This window comes from Halodesulfovibrio sp. MK-HDV (assembly GCF_009914765.1).
Lineage (GTDB): Bacteria > Desulfobacterota > Desulfovibrionia > Desulfovibrionales > Desulfovibrionaceae > Halodesulfovibrio.
On record NZ_WYDS01000003.1, the window covers coordinates 269,539 to 288,003 of the forward strand.

At 45.7% G+C, this 18,465-nt stretch carries 21 protein-coding genes and 5 tRNA genes; 4 read left to right on the forward strand and 22 right to left on the reverse strand.

Annotation, left to right across the window (positions count from 1 at the left end):
- Positions 1-237 precede the first annotated feature (237 nt).
- The 18 genes from rplL to rpmE form a co-directional block, all read right to left on the reverse strand.
- Positions 238-612 carry a 50S ribosomal protein L7/L12 gene (gene rplL, locus MKHDV_RS03835; RefSeq protein WP_160712427.1) on the reverse strand — a complete coding sequence of 125 codons (375 nt, stop codon included), beginning with the start codon at positions 610-612 and terminating at the stop codon, positions 238-240.
- Between the two features lie 55 nt (positions 613-667).
- Positions 668-1,189: a 50S ribosomal protein L10 gene (gene rplJ, locus MKHDV_RS03840; RefSeq protein ID WP_160712429.1), complete on the reverse strand. Its 522-nt coding sequence runs from the start codon at positions 1,187-1,189 to the stop codon at positions 668-670.
- A gap of 169 nt (positions 1,190-1,358) precedes the next feature.
- Positions 1,359-2,066, reverse strand: a complete 708-nt coding sequence (gene rplA, locus MKHDV_RS03845) for a 50S ribosomal protein L1 (RefSeq protein WP_160712431.1) — start codon at positions 2,064-2,066, stop codon at positions 1,359-1,361.
- A 109-nt stretch (positions 2,067-2,175) separates the two neighbouring features.
- Positions 2,176-2,598 (reverse strand): 50S ribosomal protein L11, encoded by a 423-nt coding sequence (gene rplK, locus MKHDV_RS03850; protein ID WP_160712433.1) that lies wholly within the window; start codon positions 2,596-2,598, stop codon positions 2,176-2,178.
- A 60-nt stretch (positions 2,599-2,658) separates the two neighbouring features.
- Entirely contained in the window at positions 2,659-3,213 is a 555-nt protein-coding gene (gene nusG, locus MKHDV_RS03855) for a transcription termination/antitermination protein NusG (protein ID WP_160712435.1), read from the reverse strand.
- 12 nt (positions 3,214-3,225) lie between these two features.
- Positions 3,226-3,462 carry a preprotein translocase subunit SecE gene (gene secE / locus MKHDV_RS03860; RefSeq protein WP_160712437.1) on the reverse strand — a complete coding sequence of 79 codons (237 nt, stop codon included), beginning with the start codon at positions 3,460-3,462 and terminating at the stop codon, positions 3,226-3,228.
- A 31-nt stretch (positions 3,463-3,493) separates the two neighbouring features.
- Positions 3,494-3,570: transfer RNA gene (locus tag MKHDV_RS03865), tRNA-Trp, on the reverse strand.
- 19 nt (positions 3,571-3,589) lie between these two features.
- Positions 3,590-3,739: a 50S ribosomal protein L33 gene (gene rpmG / locus MKHDV_RS03870; protein ID WP_066856494.1), complete on the reverse strand. Its 150-nt coding sequence runs from the start codon at positions 3,737-3,739 to the stop codon at positions 3,590-3,592.
- Between the two features lie 3 nt (positions 3,740-3,742).
- Positions 3,743-4,936, reverse strand: coding sequence for an elongation factor Tu (gene tuf, locus MKHDV_RS03875; protein ID WP_160712439.1), 1,194 nt, complete (start codon positions 4,934-4,936; stop codon positions 3,743-3,745).
- A gap of 50 nt (positions 4,937-4,986) precedes the next feature.
- Positions 4,987-5,062, reverse strand: a tRNA-Thr gene (locus tag MKHDV_RS03880).
- Positions 5,063-5,101: 39 nt separating this feature from the next.
- Positions 5,102-5,177: transfer RNA gene (locus MKHDV_RS03885), tRNA-Gly, on the reverse strand.
- A 55-nt stretch (positions 5,178-5,232) separates the two neighbouring features.
- Positions 5,233-5,318: transfer RNA gene (locus tag MKHDV_RS03890), tRNA-Tyr, on the reverse strand.
- A gap of 5 nt (positions 5,319-5,323) precedes the next feature.
- Positions 5,324-5,399 (reverse strand) — tRNA-Thr (locus tag MKHDV_RS03895).
- Positions 5,400-5,900: 501 nt separating this feature from the next.
- Positions 5,901-6,818 carry a UDP-3-O-acyl-N-acetylglucosamine deacetylase gene (lpxC, locus tag MKHDV_RS03900; protein WP_160712441.1) on the reverse strand — a complete coding sequence of 306 codons (918 nt, stop codon included), beginning with the start codon at positions 6,816-6,818 and terminating at the stop codon, positions 5,901-5,903.
- Positions 6,819-6,963: 145 nt separating this feature from the next.
- The gene (gene prmC, locus MKHDV_RS03905) at positions 6,964-7,842 is read right to left on the reverse strand and encodes a peptide chain release factor N(5)-glutamine methyltransferase (protein ID WP_160712443.1); all 879 of its coding nucleotides are present in this window, start codon (positions 7,840-7,842) and stop codon (positions 6,964-6,966) included.
- Between the two features lie 12 nt (positions 7,843-7,854).
- Positions 7,855-8,925: a peptide chain release factor 1 gene (gene prfA / locus MKHDV_RS03910; RefSeq protein WP_160712445.1), complete on the reverse strand. Its 1,071-nt coding sequence runs from the start codon at positions 8,923-8,925 to the stop codon at positions 7,855-7,857.
- Positions 8,925-9,935 (reverse strand): DUF1385 domain-containing protein, encoded by a 1,011-nt coding sequence (locus tag MKHDV_RS03915; protein ID WP_160712447.1) that lies wholly within the window; start codon positions 9,933-9,935, stop codon positions 8,925-8,927. Before MKHDV_RS03915 ends, prfA begins: the two co-directional genes overlap by 1 nt.
- A 110-nt stretch (positions 9,936-10,045) precedes the next feature.
- Positions 10,046-10,255 (reverse strand): 50S ribosomal protein L31, encoded by a 210-nt coding sequence (gene rpmE / locus MKHDV_RS03920; protein WP_160712449.1) that lies wholly within the window; start codon positions 10,253-10,255, stop codon positions 10,046-10,048.
- Positions 10,256-10,598: 343 nt separating this feature from the next.
- On the opposite strand from rpmE, the gene MKHDV_RS03925 reads away from it, so the two are divergent.
- Both MKHDV_RS03925 and MKHDV_RS03930 read left to right on the forward strand, forming a co-directional pair.
- Positions 10,599-11,342, forward strand: a complete 744-nt coding sequence (locus MKHDV_RS03925) for a TlyA family RNA methyltransferase (RefSeq protein WP_160712451.1) — start codon at positions 10,599-10,601, stop codon at positions 11,340-11,342.
- Between the two features lie 238 nt (positions 11,343-11,580).
- Positions 11,581-13,893, forward strand: coding sequence for a methyl-accepting chemotaxis protein (locus MKHDV_RS03930; RefSeq protein ID WP_160712453.1), 2,313 nt, complete (start codon positions 11,581-11,583; stop codon positions 13,891-13,893).
- 37 nt (positions 13,894-13,930) lie between these two features.
- Here the strand turns inward: MKHDV_RS03930 and MKHDV_RS03935 are convergent, their stop codons facing one another.
- From MKHDV_RS03935 to MKHDV_RS03950, 4 genes are all read right to left on the reverse strand, one after another.
- Positions 13,931-14,491, reverse strand: coding sequence for a manganese efflux pump MntP family protein (locus MKHDV_RS03935; protein ID WP_160712455.1), 561 nt, complete (start codon positions 14,489-14,491; stop codon positions 13,931-13,933).
- A complete protein-coding gene (locus tag MKHDV_RS03940) occupies positions 14,491-14,904 on the reverse strand; it encodes a MarR family winged helix-turn-helix transcriptional regulator (protein ID WP_160712457.1) in 414 nt (137 codons plus the stop codon). Before MKHDV_RS03940 ends, MKHDV_RS03935 begins: the two co-directional genes overlap by 1 nt.
- 12 nt (positions 14,905-14,916) lie before the next feature.
- Entirely contained in the window at positions 14,917-15,843 is a 927-nt protein-coding gene (locus tag MKHDV_RS03945) for a sulfite exporter TauE/SafE family protein (protein WP_160712459.1), read from the reverse strand.
- 158 nt (positions 15,844-16,001) lie between these two features.
- Positions 16,002-16,727, reverse strand: coding sequence for an energy-coupling factor transporter transmembrane component T (locus MKHDV_RS03950; protein ID WP_160712461.1), 726 nt, complete (start codon positions 16,725-16,727; stop codon positions 16,002-16,004).
- 127 nt (positions 16,728-16,854) lie between these two features.
- Here MKHDV_RS03950 and MKHDV_RS03955 point away from each other — a divergent pair, with 127 nt between their 5' ends.
- Positions 16,855-17,295, forward strand: a complete 441-nt coding sequence (locus MKHDV_RS03955) for a LexA family transcriptional regulator (protein ID WP_160712463.1) — start codon at positions 16,855-16,857, stop codon at positions 17,293-17,295.
- Positions 17,292-18,465: Y-family DNA polymerase (locus MKHDV_RS03960; RefSeq protein WP_160712465.1), on the forward strand; the 1,174-nt coding region annotated here is incomplete at its 3' end. The genes MKHDV_RS03955 and MKHDV_RS03960, both read left to right, overlap by 4 nt.

An 18,465-nucleotide genomic window follows, 5' to 3' on the forward strand; every position in this document is an offset into this window, starting at 1 on the left:
TGTATTAAATGAAAAAATTCGGGATGGTAAACGTTCGGAAATGGTCAGCAACGTGTCGCCCAATTGTTAATTAGCGTTACGTAACAAAGACAAGTCGACCAAATGCGTAATCTAGTTCACGACTAGATTTTGTGCAAGCTTTTTTTTGGTCTACCCCTGTACATCAGAGCTAATAAAACGCGGACGAGAATAAATTCCCGCCCGCGCCTGAATTCGCTTCAGCAGTAAAAAGTAGAATTACTTAACTTCTACTTCTGCGCCTGCTTCTTCGAGAGCTTTCTTAGCAGCTTCAGCATCTTCTTTAGATGCAGCTTCTTTGATTGCTTTAGGAGCGCTATCTACAGCTTCTTTAGCTTCTTTGAGGCCAAGACCTGTAAGAGCACGAACTGCTTTAATAACAGCAATTTTGTTGCCGCCACAAGCTTTGAGGATAACATCAAATTCAGTCTGTTCTTCAGCTGCTTCAGCTGCTGCTGGAGCTGCTGCTGCTGCTGCTACTGGAGCTGCTGCGGAAACGCCGAAGGTTTCTTCGAGTTCTTTGATGAATTCGGAAAGTTCGAGTACGGTCATGCTAGAGATAAATTCTACAACCTGTTCTTTGGTCACGGACATGGTAGTCTCCTTAAAGTAATTTTGGCTTAATAATTTTAGTTAATACAAGTTCTGCTTATGCAGCTTCTTTCTGATCTCTGATAGCATTCAGAGCGTAGAGGAAGTTGCGCAGAATGTTGGCGAAAAGGCCAACAAAGTTTGTTGGAACGGCGTTCATTGTGCCAAGCGCCATACCAAGCAACTGCTGCTTGCCAGGGAGCTTTGCGAGTTCGCCAAGCTGAGCTTCGGTGAGGAGCTTGCCTTCAAGTGAGGCATGCTTAACAACGAGGTGTTTGCTTTTTTTAGCGAATTCAACGACAGCCTTAGCAACTGCAACGGGATCTTCGAAACCAAGGGCGATAGCTGAGTTCTCTTTGAATGTATCAGCGAGAACTTCATGATCACCACCGGTGACTGCGATGCGAGCCAGAGTGTTCTTCACAACGTGGTATTCACCACTAGCATTGCGAAGGTCACTTCTGAGCACGGTCATCTCTTCCACCGGCAAGCCCTTGAAATCAGTCACAACCGCAATAGAAGCACCTTCAGCTTTTTCTTTCAGGCGCTCAATAATGGCGGCTTTTTCAGACCTGTTCACGTTAGTCTCCTTAGACTAAGGGGGATTTGCCAATGGAAAACCAAGCCAAATTGTCTCGGTAGGTCTTATAAATGCCTACTGTCTTCGACTCAGAATTCCAGTCCTCTGCCAAAAAGTAGGAGCGAAACGGAAAGCTTCGCTCCTACCTAAATATAATCTACCGAATCAATTAAGCGTCGGTGAATTTACGAATAAGAGTAGGGTCTACTTTGTAGCCAGGACCCATAGTGCTTGAGAGGGACATAGCCTTCATGTAAGCACCTTTAGCGGATGATGGCTTGAGACGGTTCACGTTCTCAAGAACGGTTTTAAGGTTATCCATGAGCTTTTCAGCACCGAAGGATACTTTACCGATTGGAGCGTGAAGAATACCAGCTTTGTCAACTTTGAATTCAACGCGGCCAGCTTTCATTTCTTTAACTGCGTTTGCTACATCAAAAGTAACAGTGCCAGTTTTTGCGTTAGGCATAAGACCACGAGGGCCAAGTACGCGGCCGATCTGACCTACGAGAGCCATAACGTCTGGAGTTGCGATAGCTTTGTCAAAGTCGAGGTTACCGGCTTTAACTTCTGCTACGAGCTCTTCTGCACCAACGATTTCAGCGCCAGCTTCACGAGCTTCAGCCTGTTTTTCGCCTTTACAGAATACTGCTACGCGCACATCTTTACCAAGACCGTGTGGAAGTGAACATGCGCCACGAACCATCTGGTCAGAGTATTTAGGATCAACGCCGAGGTTGATAGCAACGTCAACAGTTTCATCAAATTTTGCATAAGCAGAATCAACTACTTTGGCCATCGCTTCATCAACTGCAAAACGTGCTGTAAGCTCAAGGCCGTCAGCCACTTTACGGTATTTTTTCCCATGCTTAGGCATAGTAATATCCTTTTTCTTCTCTGTGTTAATCTCCTGCCGCTCGATCTAAGATAAAATAGCCGGGGTAATATAACCACGGCGAACGGCAGTCCAACTGATTTACAGAATGCTATTTAACATCAATGCCCATAGAACGGGCAGTACCTGCGATGATCTTTTTAGCTGCATCAATGTCTGCAGCGTTAAGGTCAGGCATTTTGAGTGTAGCAATTTCTTCGATCTGTGCATCGGTAACGGAACCAACCTTATCACGGTTTGGTTCGCCAGAACCTTTAGCAACTTTAGCAGCTTTAATAAGCAGCACGGATGCAGGTGGGGTTTTGGTGATGAAAGTGAATGAACGATCCTGGAATACTGTAATGATTACAGGAATGATCATGCCTTTCTGATCCATGGTTTTTGCGTTAAACGACTTACAAAATTCCATGATGTTAAGGCCGTGCTGACCAAGAGCAGGACCTACTGGAGGAGACGGGTTCGCCGCACCAGCAGGAATCTGAAGCTTAATTTTTGCAATTTCTTTTTTAGCCATACCACTATACCTCTATAGCAAACGCCACTTGCGTGGCGATAAGTGCTTTATTGTGCTTGTTTATCCCTTATCTACCTGAACAAAGTCCAGCTCGACAGGTGTTTGTCTGCCGAAAATAGATACGGATACTCTGAGCTTACCCTTGTCGTAGTTTACATCTTCCACGACGCCGTTGAAACCGCCGAACGGTCCATCAATAACGCGTACTTCATCACCGCGTTCAAAGTTGAACTTAGGACGAGGCTGTTCCTGACGTTCTTCCATCATAGCGAGGATACGCGCTGCTTCTGAATCCCGCATAGGGGTAGGGCGGTTTTTGCCGCCAATGAAGCCAGTAACCCGCTGAATGTTGGAAATAAGATGCCAAGAGAGATCAGTCATGATCATTTTGACCATAACATAACCTGGATAAAACTTACGAGTTGAGGTGCGTTTTTCACCTTTTACAAGTTCTACCACTTTCTCAGTAGGTACAACAACTTCCTCAATGTCACCTTGAGCTTCGCCGGTGCGGATCATCTGAGCGATGGTCTGCTCTACACGCTGCTCAAAACCTGAGTAGGTGTGGATAATGTACCAACGAGCTTTTCTTACGGGTGCTTGTTCCTCGGTCATAGGAATATCCGTTTAGGAAAGAATGTATTCTACGAGCTTTGTAAGACTAAGGTCTACAAAGCCAAGAAATAGAGACATAACAACAACAAGAGCCAGCACTGCGATGCTGGTTGTCACTGTCTCTTTTCGGGAGGGCCAGACTACTTTTTTAATTTCGACCTGGGACTCTTCGAAGAACTCTTTAAACTGAACTGCTTTGTTAGCTTCAGTAGCTTTCGCGTCAGCTTTTTTGGAGTGCTTTTTTGCCATTGTCGCCTCGCCGTTGTAAGAAGGAAGAAAATGGCAGGGGTGGAGGGATTCGAACCCGCAACATCCGGTTTTGGAGACCGGCGCTCTAGCCGTTAGAGCTACACCCCTGCGTTCTTATAACAACTACTTACTTAGTTTCGCGGTGAAGAGTGTGTTTCTTGTCCCAAGGACAATACTTGTTCAATTCAACACGAGCAGTAGTGTTTTTCTTGTTCTTTACGGTCGCGTAATTGCGTCGTTTGCACTCTGTGCAAGCGAGCTGGATATTAACGCGCATGAATTACTCCACGATCTCAGAAACAACACCAGCGCCTACGGTACGGCCACCTTCGCGGATAGCGAAGCGAAGACCAGTTTCCATTGCGATTGGGTGAATCATTTCTACGTTGAATACAGCGTTATCGCCTGGCATTACCATTTCAACACCTTCGTCAAGAGCGATTACGCCAGTGATGTCAGTTGTGCGGAAGTAGAACTGAGGGCGGTAGCCGGTGAAGAATGGAGTGTGACGTCCGCCTTCATCTTTAGAAAGTACGTATACTTCAGCTTTAAACTTGGTGTGAGGGTTGATGGAACCAGGTTTACAAAGAACCTGACCACGCTCAACTTCTTCACGTTTAATACCACGGATGAGAAGACCAACGTTATCGCCAGCTTCACCACGGTCGAGAAGTTTACGGAACATTTCTACGCCGGTACAAGTAGTTTTGCGAGTATCTTTGATACCAACAATCTCAACTTCTTCACCAACTGTTACAACACCACGTTCGATACGGCCAGTTACTACTGTACCACGACCGGAGATGGAGAACACGTCTTCGATAGGAAGAAGGAAAGGTTTGTCGATGTCACGCTCTGGCTCAGGAATGTAAGAGTCACAAGCGTCGAGGAGTTCGAGGATAGGACCTGCAGCAGCGTCGTCAGCAGAATCTGCTTCGAGAGCTTTAAGTGCAGAACCACGAATTACAGGAATGTCGTCACCTGGGAAATCGTAAGAAGAAAGAAGTTCACGAACTTCCATTTCTACGAGTTCAAGCAGTTCTTCGTCGTCAACCATGTCGCATTTGTTCATGAAAACAACGAGGGATGGTACACCAACCTGACGAGCGAGCAGGATGTGCTCACGAGTCTGAGGCATAGGACCGTCTGTAGCTGCAACAACGAGGATACCACCATCCATCTGTGCTGCACCGGTGATCATGTTTTTGATGTAGTCTGCGTGACCTGGGCAGTCAACGTGAGCGTAATGACGTTTGTCAGTTTCGTACTCTACGTGTGCAGTTGCGATAGTGATACCGCGTTCTTTTTCTTCTGGAGCTTTATCGATTTCGTCAAAAGCTACAGCAGTGCCGCCCATTTTAAGTGCAGCAACTTTAGTGATAGCTGCTGTAAGGGTGGTTTTACCGTGGTCAATGTGACCAATAGTGCCGATGTTAACATGCGGCTTACTGCGTTCAAATTTTTGTTTACCCATGAGTAGATCTCCCTGGCAATGAATTTTCTCGGTTATCCGAAAATAATTAATGGAGCTCTCAAGCAGAATTGAACTGCTGACCTCATCCTTACCAAGGATGCGCTCTACCAACTGAGCTATGAGAGCTTCTCTTATTCAAAAAGCTATAGGGAGAACTCAGGCTAATGGAGCGGGAAACGAGACTCGAACTCGCAACCCTCAGCTTGGAAGGCTGATGCTCTACCAATTGAGCTATTCCCGCTTATAAGTGCCGTAGTTCTCCGACTTGAGTCTCCTACAGCCTGCTACTTAGCAACTGGTGGTGGGGGGAGGATTTGAACCTCCGAAGGCATACGCCGACAGATTTACAGTCTGTTCCCTTTGGCCACTCGGGAACCCCACCTGTACTGGAGCTGGCGATGGGACTTGAACCCGCAACCTGCTGATTACAAATCAGCTGCTCTACCAATTGAGCCACGCCAGCAACGAGAGAGTGTCTATATAGTCACCAAAGTTTTGGCAAGTAAAAAACACTTTTTTTTTGATTTATTTTGCCTCTTTTTTAAAAAGCTTGATAAATCAGGTAGTTGAAAAAAAGCAAAAACTGTGAAGATTCTCTTCTAATTAGCCATTTAGACAGTGGTTGTCTAAGTAACAAGTGCAGACACTCTTTCTTTTTACCGCATTTGTCCACTATAATCTGGATAAAGGCTGCATAGGTGCTGTGAATTTTACCGCAAAATAGTGATGCGGACACACTATAGTCTAAGTGGTACTACACGTGTTTTATATATTTCCACTCTTAAAGTGGAATATAATCTATGTTTTATACCCGCAATGGGTTTTGCGAGTGCGCTGAATATGCCCCTAAAAAGCAACGCATGTCCAGCTGGATGATTAGGTACATATATATAGATGCGAGACGTAGGATAGAAAAAGGCCGCCAAAAGGCGGCCCTGAGTTCAAAAAAGGAGGGGGAGGTTTTCTATGCTACAGCTGGTGCGGCCACGGATGCAGCAACTTCTGGAGCTTCAACTGCTACAGGAGCCTCTGCGGTGACGCTTTCAAGGTAAATGTCTGCATTTTCATCGATGGTACGCAGGAACTGGTTGTTCAGTGCATGGCCGGAGCAGTACACTTCAAAGTGTCCCTCAAGAGGGGAGCCCAGCATTACCATGTCGCCGATGAAATCAAGAATCTTATGGCGAACAAATTCATCAGGGAATCGCAGGCCATCTTCATTCAGTACAGTATAGTCATCAAGTACGATTGCGTTATCGAGGGAGCCGCCAAGAGCGAGCTTCTTTGAGCGCATGTATTCAACTTCACGGAAGAAGCCAAAGGTACGTGCTTTTGCGATGTCTGTAGCAAATGTCTCAGGTGTGACTTCAACGGACATTGTCTGCACGCCGATTAGCGGGTGCTCGAAGTCGATTGTGTAGTCGATGGAGAGACCTTTGTGCGGCTTGGCGCTGATGCGTTTGCCATCACGTTCGAAATTGATTGCTTTCTTGATGCGTTTTACTGTGCGAGGTCGATTCTGTTCGCGCAGTCCGGCATCTTTAAGCAGAAATATGAAAGAAGCAGCTGAGCCGTCCATAATTGGAACTTCGCCGCCCTGAATTTCGATACGGATGTTGTCGATCTGCATACCGTGAATTGCTGCGAGCAGGTGCTCTACGGTAGCGGCAGAAGTGTTGCCGACTCCGAGAACTGTTGCGAGCTGGGTAGCAGTAACAAGCTGTGGTGTTGGTGCAATGACCTTCACGCCGTCTTCGCCATGTATGTGAAAAATGATGCCTGTGTCTTCAGTGGCAGGGTGAAGAGTAAGTTTTACTATTTTACCGCTATGCACACCGACGCCTGAGCATCCGATAGATTTATTAATTGTCTTCTGTAGCATTAAATATTCCCTCCAGCCCTGTATAAGCAAAGAGTGTGCCAGAGAGAGTGTTATGTTTAGTATTGTGAATTTGTTGTCTTTTTTATACTGAAGCTAGTGCAGCTAACTGTGTGTTTTTAGCACACTGTGACTTTTTAGCACAGTACTACGCTTTATATCCGCAGACGAATCGGTCATGACCAGATAGGTCTTTTATGACAGCTGTTTCGCGCCATATGTCAGTGTTTTTCGAAAATTCTTTCATTAAATCAGCGCCTTGCCAAAATCCCATTTCCATAATGAAAAATCCTGAAGGCTTAAGCCATGTTGCAGCAAGTTCAATAAGTGGTATCCCATGTTCAAGTCCACTTGTTCCAGGGACGAGTGCTGAAGATGGTTCAAATTGCTGAACTTCTCGATCCAGAGTTATATATTCGGACTGGCTAACATACGGCGGATTTGTGGCAATTAGGTCAAATGTGTTGTTTTTGAACAACGGTGTGGTGAAATCGGCACGGATACATGTGACTCTATCTGCAACCTGATTGTCATGAATATTCTGCTTTGCTGTGGTTATTGCCCCTTCAGAAAGGTCGACAGCAACCCCGAATGCTTCAGGTAATTCTGCGGCGATGGTTGTGGCAATGCAGCCGCTTCCAGTGCCCAAATCTGCAAAACGGAATGCACCCTTATGGGAGAATCGCTCTACAATGGCTTCGATGAGATGTTCAGTTTCCGGTCTGGGAATAAGGGTGTGTGAATTGACATGAAACGGTCGCCCGTAGAATTCACGTTCGCCCATGATGTATGCGGCAGGTTCACCAGTGCCTCGACGGAGGATGAGCTTTTCCATTTCAGCGTATGCTTCAGTGGAAACTTCACGTTTGGAGTTGATAAGAATATCGAGACGGGAGATGCCGAGAATTTTGCGGAGCACTAGTTCAGCCGAAAGTCTTGGAGAATCAACAGCCTTCCCGGAAAGGTATTCCGAGAAGGCTGTAATAATCGACTGAATGGTGAGCTGTGCGGGTTTTTGTACCGCCATAATGCCCTCGTGTTATGCGTCAGCCTGAGATTTGAGCTTCTCAGCCTGATCTGCAGTGATAAGAGCGTCGATCAGCTCGTTGATGTCGCCATCCATGATGGCGTCAAGTTTGTACATGGTCAGATTGATGCGGTGGTCTGTACAGCGACCTTGTCCGAAGTTGTATGTACGGATACGACCGGAGCGGTCACCGGAGCCAACCTGAGATTTGCGCTGTTCAGCAAGTTCATCATGCTGTTCCTGCTGTACCTTCTGCAATAAGCGGGAGGAGAGGATTTTAAGCGCTTTGGCTTTGTTCTTGTGCTGGGATTTTTCATCCTGACAGGAAACAACAAGGCCAGTTGGAAGGTGTGTTACGCGGATAGCGGAGTCAGTTGTGTTAACGGACTGACCACCAGGGCCGGAAGCACGGAAAACGTCGTATCGAAGGTCTTCGTTACGAATGTTTGCGTCAACCTCTTCTGCTTCAGGCATAATTGCGACTGTAGCAGCGGAAGTGTGAACGCGACCCTGAGTTTCTGTTGCAGGAACTCGCTGCACGCGGTGGATGCCGGATTCGAACTTGAGGCGGCTGTATACTTTGTCACCTTTAACAAGTGCGATAACCTCTTTGAGGCCACCGGTTCCGGTTTCGCTGGTGCTGAGTAGTTCGACTTTCCAGCCGATGCGTTCAGCGTAGCGGGAGTACATGCGGAACAAGTCACCAGCAAACAGTGCTGCTTCGTCGCCGCCGGTACCTGCACGGATTTCCAGAATGGTGTTCTTTTCATCCATTGGATCTTTAGGAAGAAGTAAAACTGTAAGGTGAGCTTCCATTTCAGGAATATTGCGCTCAAGTTCTTTAACTTCTTCTTTTGCCATTTCGGCAAGTTCCGGATCGCTGTCACCCATGAGTTCTTTATTTTCAGAAAGAGACTCTTGCATGATGCGGTATTTACGGAATGCTTCAACGATGTCTTTAAGATCTGAATGAGCCTTGGTCAGCTTGCGGTAGCGTTCCTGGTCACCAAAGACTTCAGGAGAGCTAAGCTGCATTTCAAGGTCTTCGAATTTGCGCTCAAGATGTTCTAACTTGGCTAACATTATTCTTTCTCCGCTACTGTATACTCAGGGGTATATATATCGTCAGGAGCCTCGTCGCCGAGAGCTTCCTTAAGTGCAACAATGGCAACCTCAAGCTGCTTTGAATCTGGTTCATGGGTGGTGAGCATTTGCAGCATCATACCCGGAGCGCTGAGGAGTTTGCCTAAAAATGTGTCATTAATCTTTGCGCTGTACTTAATGAGTTCATATGCAAATGCGCTGATAGGCGCCATGAGCAACAGCTTAAAGAAGATAATGAAACCGTGTTTTACGTATGTCGATTCAGGTGTCCAGACCATAAGCATTGCTGGAACCAGAATGGTGTGCAGAATGATGGCTACGGACAGAACAAAGAGCATGAAGGTGGTGCCGCAGCGCGGGTGCAATCTACTATGCAGAATTGCAGAACCGGGGCTTACAGCTTTTCCGTCTTCAAACGCCCAGATTACTTTATGTTCGGCGCCATGGTACTGGAAAACACGCTTAATGTCAGGGATGAATGAGATACTAATGATGTATCCCAAAAAGATGCTGAATTTGAAGAAGCCGTCCCATATCTGAAACGAAAGCCCGTCAACATCACCACCAAGCCCTAAGTAGTTCATCCCGATGGAGAACAGGTGTGGCAGCACAACAAAAAGGAACAGTGCGATGCCAACAGAACAGATGAGTGTAAGGGTGAGGTGCCACGGTTTAAGTTCTTCTTCCTCTTCGCCGTCTACAGCTTGTGTAGCGGAAAAATTGAGAGCCTTAATGCCGTTGACCAATGTTTCAATAAGAATAGGAAAGCCGCGTACGAAAGGACGCTTGAAAAAATCAGCCTTTGAAAAGGTAAACCAAGGGCGTTGATCCACAATAATCGAGCCGTCAGCTTTGCGAACTGCAATAGCTAATCGGTCCTGATTGCGCATCATGACGCCTTCCATAACTGCCTGACCACCGACATTGCATCGGGCTGCAGAAAGTATGGCTGATAAAATAGAGCGGAAATTTTTGCGGAGAGTAGTCATCTGTTCCTCGCAGTCGAGCTAAAGAATACTCCTCCCCAAAAAGCAAACCTTTAAGGGGAGGAAGATTCGCCGCCGGTCTGGCGACGGCCTCAAAAAATGCGAGAAAAATGCTATTTCTGGAAACTTGCGTATTTCTTGCGGAAACGGTCAATACGACCTGCGGTATCAACGAAACGCTGGTTACCAGTGTAGAACGGGTGGCACTGAGAGCAAATTTCAACTGCTACTGCGTCACCTTTAGTAGAACGTGCTACGGATTCATAGCCGCATGCACAAGAGATTTTTGCCTGGAACACTTTAGGATGGGTATCTTTTTTCATATAAAACTCCTCACGAAGATGCAGAACGGATTTTCTTACGTCAGTTGCGTTTGGAAGGCAAGAAAAATATATTGAGTCTCCACAAACGATGATGTAGTTGACAGTTCGCTTTGGTTTATAAGCGTGGCATCATAAAACTGCATTTAACTAGTCTGCCTGCCTCGGGGTGAATGAATTTGTTTCGTATCTCACCGAGGTGCAAAGCAATTTTTACCGAGCCGAACACGCTATGGTTTAAATACATAGCTGGCTCGTCGCAGTCTAAGATGTCCCGCGCGATCTTGTAATTATAACCGGCAAGGAGTGCGTATGCCTCCCTTGCTTCAATGTCAAGGCAAATAATATGGCAAAAAAAGAACGAGCCGATCAACTTGTTTTTGATGCGGGTCTGGCAGATAGCCGTGAAAAGGCTAAACGCCTTATTATGGCAGGTCAAGTGTACGTTATTCGCAACGGTAACCCAGAGCCGGTTATAAAGCCGGGTCAAAAAATGGATTTAGAATCTCTATTCGAAGTTAAGGGCGTTGAACGCTTTGTTAGTCGCGGTGCTTATAAACTGCTTACAGCGATTGAACATTTTGGAATTGATCCTGCGGGTAAGGTGGCATTGGATGCCGGTGCGTCCACGGGTGGATTCTCTGATTGCCTGCTTCAGCATGGTACTACAAAAGTATATGCAGTGGATGTTGGTTACGGCCAATTGCACGAAAAGCTGCGTCAGGACGAGCGTGTTATTAATCTCGAGCGTACGAACCTGCGTAATCTCAATGACACAATTATTCCAGAGCCGCTTGATCTCGTTGTAGGTGATGTGTCTTTTATCTCCTTGAAGCTTGTTCTTCCTCCTTGCGTTGCTCTGCTTCGTGATGGTGGTGAAGTGGCTATGCTCATTAAGCCTCAGTTTGAATTAGGACCTGGTATGACCGACAAAGGCGTTGTGCGTGATCCTGCTTTGCACCAACAGGCAATAGATGACGTAACAGGTTTTGCCATAAATGAATTAAAGCTTACATTGCTGGGGGTTGTTCCATCCAGCATCAAGGGGCCTAAGGGTAATCAGGAGTTCATAGCGTACTTTAAAAAATAGATATTGAATGCTTTTTATAGCGTAGGTGATTGCTTTTGTTATTTAAAGTTTTGCTTCTTTTAACCGATGAGAAACGATACGGTTCTCCAACTGCGTGATAACACATACTTATGGATGGTTGTACGAAAGAAAAAATGTGCGTTTTCTTTCAAAATCTATACGAGTGTGCAGGATCAAAAATGGTCATGGAAATCGTTTACGTGGGGTTTAAGTTTTATCGGTAAAATAGGGGTTTAATGTGCGCATAAAAAGTATTGCTACTGAACTTGTTGCAACAGTTTTACTCATCGTTTCAGTCTCAGTTTTATGTATCGTGCTGTATGTTTCCTCTTCAACAAACGAAATTGTTGAAGATATTCAGCTTGAAGCAATGGACAGAGAAACGGTGCTGGCAGATACCTCCTTAAAGCAATTTACTGCCAATATTAATTCACTCGTCACCTACCTTGCTGGTCATGAAGACGTTATCAACAGCGCATGGGTGGAAGGTGAAGAAGGGCGTAAGCTTCTGGATAATATTCTGAAGCTGAATAGTGATGTGGAGGCCGTTTTTGTTTTTAATACAAAAGGGGAAATTACTTCCGGCGTTACCCGCAGTGGCCCTTCGCTGAATGGCGATGTGGAACGGGCTGCACTGTGGAAAGCAAAGCTTTTGGACGGAAGCGATGAATTATTCATAACACAACATGTTATTTCTGATGATGTGATTGGGCGTCGCCTGCTCGGTATGGGTGCTCGATTATATGATTTTGTAGATAACACCCTTATCGGTGGCGTTGTTGTCTTTGCAGATGTTGGTAATTTTGGTGAACGATATATTGATCCGGTTTCATTTGGTAAATCAGGATATGCATATTTGATTGATGCCGCAGGCACAATTGTGGCGCACCCGAATGATAAGGTTATTTTTAAACGTTCTTCTGTTTATGATAAAATTATTCAAACAGAGGCCGCTGGAAAAAACTTTTTTAGTTACACCTATAAGGGAACTGAAAAGTCTCAGCGTTTTGTGAAAAACGAAAAGACTGGTTGGTACATCAGCACAACTGTCCCTCGTAAAGAGTTAGTTGCAACAGCGGATAGGCAGCGTTTTATCATTATATGTATAGGCGTGTTTACTTTGCTGGCTGCATCCATAATTTTGCTTTTCGGTATCCGCAAAGTTTTTGCAACACCGCTGGCAGCTCTTGGTGAATATTCCAAAGAAATTGCATCTGGTGATTTTGAAGCAAAACTGGAAGGTAACTTCCGACACGAATTAAAGATACTGGCTGAACATCTTCGCGAGATGTCCGTTGAATTGAAAGAACAGCTTGGTATGTCACAAGGTGTGCTGAAGGGGATTAACTTTCCGTGCGGTGTTGTGGATACAGAGGGTTGTTTCTCATTCATGAACAAAGAGCTTGTAGAGTTATTTGGTAGAACCGGAACTCCTGATGGATATCTAGGAAAGACTTCCGGTGAAGTTTTCTTTGATGACGCAAGTAGTGAAACTAGATTGCTTCAGGCTGTTCGGGACGGAAGAGAAACACGGGAAGAGGGCGTCATTACGCGTGTGGACGGGAAAACACTTACTGTTTACTACACTGTGACACCGATTTACGATGTTTCCGGTAATATTCTTGGCGCGTTTGGTTTGTACTATGACTTAACAGAAATACGCGCAACAGAAGCGCGTATTTCCGAACAGCATAATGCTACCCTTGAAGTTGCTGACCGGGTCGACGCTGTGGCTGTTTCCTTGGAATCTGCTGCGAGTAATTTACTGGGTCAGATTAACGAGACGACCAGCGGCGCACATATTCAGCAGGAACGTGCCTCTGAGACTGCTGTTGCTGTTGAAGAGATGAATGCTACGGTTTTAGAGGTTGCGAAGAATGCAAGTAACGCGGCTTCCAGCACAGGAGTCTGTAGCGATCGTGTGGATGAAGGTTCATCTGTTGTGAACGAAACGATTCATGCGATTAGCAAAGTGAATAACGAAGCGGCAGAGTTGAATGAACAGATGGCTGATCTAGGAAAACATGCGGATGACATCGGGAATGTTATTCGTGTAATTTCAGATATTGCTGATCAGACAAACCTGCTGGCGCTTAACGCAGCTATTGAAGCGGCACGTGCCGGTGAAGCCGGTAAAGGTTTTGCGGTTGTTGCTGATGAAGTTCGCAAGCTTGCAGAAAAAACCACCACGGCAACCCGTGAAGTTGGTGAAGCTGTTAACAGCATCCAGAGTTCTACACTGAACGTTGCGGGTGGTGTGGAAAAAGCTATCGCTGCAGTGGGCGAAGGTACTGCTAAGGCAGAGGCTTCCGGTGAGTTACTTGTTTCCATCAAGGAAATGATGGATGAGGCTCTCGGTGAAATCACTGCCATTGCGACTGCAACGGAAGAGCAGTCTGCAACTTCAGAACAGATAAGTAAGTCATCTTCAGAGATAAGTACGATTACGGATGAAGGGGTGCAAACCCTTGGCGCTGCGATCGTTGCTGTAGAAGATCTACAAGAGATGGTACTTGAGTTACGATCGTTGACTGAAGAAATGAAAGCATAAGTAAAAAGGGTGGAGCATTAAGCTCCACCCTTTCTTTTTACATTATGACATCAATGCCAATGAGGATGAGAACAACCCCACCGCCGACTTCTGCATATTTACCTAGCGATGAAGTATTGCCGATAAGCTTTCCAATGTGCAAACCTGCCAGTGTAAACAGTGCTGCTGTGACACCGATAACAAACGCAGGGAACCATATTAGATGGTTGAGAACGGAAAGCGACAATCCCACAGCAAGTGCATCAATAGATGTTGCGATAGCAAGCATGATGAGTGATGCGCCTTTGGTTGGATCGTAATGCTCAGCGGCTTCTTCTCTGGTTGGGTGCTTAAGGGCTCCCATAATCATCCTGATACCAACCCAAAGTAAAAGCCCGAAGGCAATCCAATGAGTGTAGGCGTCTAAGTAGGATTTTATGGAGGCTCCAGCGAGCCAGCCCACGATAAGCATCGCAGCCTGAAAAAAGCCAAAGTGCCATGCCATCCGAAATGTTTGACGTGCGTTAGCACCTTTTAAACGTACACCTGCAGCGATCGCTACAGCGAAAGCGTCAACTGCAAGCGCAATTGAAATAGCAATGAGTTCGGCCCAGTGCATTAAAAAGCTTTATTCATTTTTTCAAAGCATTGTTTCAGACAATCTCGTTCTTCCTGTGAAAGGTCGGAGACCATGGTTTCAGTCAACTGCATGTGCAGTTTATCATGCTCTAAAAACATTTGTCTGCCTGTGTCGGTAAGTTCAATAATGATCGAACGACGGTCGGTTTTATGCGGACAACGGCGCACGTAATCTTTTTTCTCGAGTCGATCGATCAGTACTGTAAGGGTACCTGTGGTCGTACCCATCCAATTTGCGAGTTCTTTCATTCGCATGGATTCATGTATACCGAGAATCTCAAGAGCATGAATTTGTGGAAGGGTAAGCCCTTTTTCGCGTACAACATCATGTTCCCAAGAGGATAATTTTTCGTAAAACTCCACTATGGCGTGATTCAACTCATCAAGTTCCATCACTGATCTCCTTTAGATCATACTTGTGTCAGCTAAATATGAATATACAGCAAATACGATTGTCAGCACTCCTGCGGTTCGCATAACGAGTGGTTCAATCCACGGTTTATTGAGTGCGTTCAATGCGTTTGTTGCTTTGTAAATTGCAAAAATGACAGCGGAAAGTGTTAATCCTGTGCCAACAGCGTAACTTAAAAATACCAGTGTGCTTTTCAGGATGTTTCCTGAATCCAGACCGTATGTGTACATTATCGCAACGGTCGGGCAGGGGACGATCATATTGAGGAAGCCGAAGACTGTCAGCCCCCAAAACGTAACTTTTGTAATTTTACTGCTTGTTGAGCAACCGCAACCATGATGATGGCTGTGTGTCTGCTCTTTTTTTTGTGTGCTTACCTTCTGCCCCATCACGAATTCACTTTGACTTATTGTTGCAGCACTGACGGGTTGTCCGAGAACGTATGCAGGTTCTGTAGCAAGCGCTGCATTTCCGAAAGTCAGTGGTTGTAATTTTTCGTGATGATGGTGAGTGCCGCAGCAGGCTTCAGCATGTTCGTGACTATGATTGTGGTCATGTCCGTGGTCGTGATTATGTCCGTGATCATGTTCATGATCATGACTGTGAAGCAGGTGGGGCTTAATAATAAGGATGAGCCCAAGTACGATCAAAACTCCGACGGTGATAACATCAATAGCAGTTTTAAAAGATGCAGGGATAGCGAGTGAGATGGAACCTAAGGAAAATCCTATGGCAATGCACGCGAGGGTGGTGCCAAGAATAAAACCAGAAGTAATGGAAAAGACATGCTTTCCGTCTTTGGCTCCGTATGTAAATGGAGCAAGAACCAGCCATGAATGGCCACACGGATTGATGCCATGAATAAAACCAAGTGCAAGGGCACTTTGCAGTGCCATAACAAATACAGAGTCAAACAGCATATGAAAGTCCTTTTGTTTTTTTTCTGAAAAAAGGACTACGCTCGAAAAACTTGAGTGTCAAATAAAAACTGTGTCAAATAAAATCATACGCAAATAAAATTCATCACGAACAAAATAGGTGTCAGATAAAAAGTGTTGCGGATAGAAAAAAACTCAAATTATATTTGGATCAAACTAAGGGGTGATGTTGCAGCAAGAAGGATACATAAAGAAATTATAATATCCCTATAACATACAGAAAAATGAGGAACCCAGGCTTCAGGGGAATCCAGCTTACGTGCCGCAACTGCAACTGTTTGTGTCCATGTTTTTTGAGCACAAATGCGTAGCACCGCTTGGGGAACAAGGATGAAACGTTGCCATTTAGAACGCGGGGGATTTCGTAGCTCCATAGCCTGTAGTACCTGTGTGAACGTGCGTTGGATAAGCGGAATGAAGTGAATCATAAGCGCTAAGCTTAACGCCGGTTCCCAACTACGTTTACCAAGTATAGGGCGCAGAAACCACGAAAGGGCAAGCCCAAGCTGACGAGCGGAGCTTGTTGTTGCAAGCAGAATCCCAATCCCAATAAGGATGGTCAGTCGCAGAGCCAGCGTGCCTGCTTCCAGTGCTGCTGTTTGGTAATCCGGCGTTATGCCTTGGAGGAGGGGAGTGCAATCCAGTGCGAATTTAATTCCTGCCCACGTAACAATAAAGTAAATGTATGTTGCAACAGCGCGTTGACCAAGATTGATGTGCACACGATTGCTGATTCCAAGAATAAGAATACCAAATGCATATATGCAAAGCGCGTACACCGGAACATGCCACGTGAGCATTCCGATAGCGGCAGCAAGGATGATTTTTAAGCGCGGATCAAATGAATTGAGTGATAAATTTTTCATAAATACGGTTGAGTAAAAGTGAATATGTACATATGCCGTCGTTGCACTCGCATAGCCCGTAACACTAGCGTAGTCTACGGTACATAGAGGCAGGCTGCAATTGCAGTGTGCGAAGAGAGGTAGATATATGAAAAGGACAACTGATTTTCCAGAAAATAGCGTGAGCTCAGATAGAGGCAAACCTAGTCATACGTCGTGCGCACACGTTGGGTTTCCGTCTCCGGCAGATGACTATCTGGAAGGTGCGCTCGATTTGAACAAGTTGCTCGTGAACAATCCACCGGCGACCTTTTTTCTGCGTATAAAAGGTGATTCCATGAATGGTGCCGGAATCCATACGGATGACCTTCTCGTGGTAGATCGCTCGGTGTCGCCGACACACAACTCAATTGTGGTTGCTATGCTCAATGGTACATTAACCGTAAAGCGCCTATGGCAGAAAAACGGGCGGGTTGCGCTTATGCCGGATAATCCTGAATACAAGCCAGTAGAAGTAACACACAACGAGAATTTTGAAGTGTGGGGCGTTGCTACGTCCGTTATCCATGCGCTCAGGAAGAAAAAGTGACCGTTGCAGCTTACGCATTGGTAGATTGTAATAATTTCTACTGTTCCTGCGAGCGGGTGTTTAGGCCTGACCTCATCGGAAAGCCTATCATTGTACTTTCTAACAATGATGGCTGTATCATTTCACGCTCCAACGAAGCAAAAAAACTTGGCGTGCAAATGGCTGCGCCCTATTTTAAGCAGAAGCGGTTTCTTCAGCGGAATAACGTTACGGTATTTTCTTCGAACTACCCTCTCTATGGTGATTTATCTGAACGCGTTATGAAGACGCTGAGAACATTTTGCCCTGACATGGAAATTTATTCTATCGATGAAGCCTTTCTACGTCTTGATGGGTTTACTACATACAATCTTACTGAATACGCACAGCATATCCGTAATACTGTCTACAAATGGACAGGTGTTCCCGTATCAATAGGCATAGCACCCACTAAAACGCTTGCAAAAATAGCCAGTCATATCTGTAAAAAAACTCCCTCCTCTTCAGGTGTCTACAACATGAATGAACAATGGGAAAACAAATCGCAGATAAATGCCTTATTGGAAACAGTACCCGTAGGTGACATTTGGGGAATAGGGCGCAAGTCCTCTGAAAAGCTCTTCAATTACGGCATTACCAGCGCAAGGCAATTGCGGGACAGAGATAATGCATGGCTACAAAAAATGCTCACCGTAACAGGGCTATACACAGCATTCGAGCTGCGCGGTATTTCTTCTATCGCTTTAGACGACGCACCAGCAACCCGTCGAAGCATCCGTTCGTCTCGTTCGTTTGGTTCACCTGTCACTGAGAAAAAAGATGCACAGGAAGCAGCCGTAGCCTACATGGTACGAGCCGCAGAAAAGCTGCGCCGCGAAGAGCTGCTTGCCTCCACGCTTTCAGTTTTCATTAAAACAAGCACGCATCGCCCCGGTGATCAGCATGCAGAGTATATTAACCACACACTGGATAAGCCTACAGACTACACACCATTGCTCGTGCACCATGCTTCAGAGATGCTTCGCAGAATTTTTCGGGAAGGGCATGAGTATCAAAAAGTTGGTGTCCTTCTTTCCGGCTTGGAATCAAAGCACAACCAGCAAGGCTCATTGCTCGAAATTGCTTCACCGAGAACGCAAGACCAATCTGAATCCGAATCGCGGCTTATGCATGTAACAGACGCCATCAACA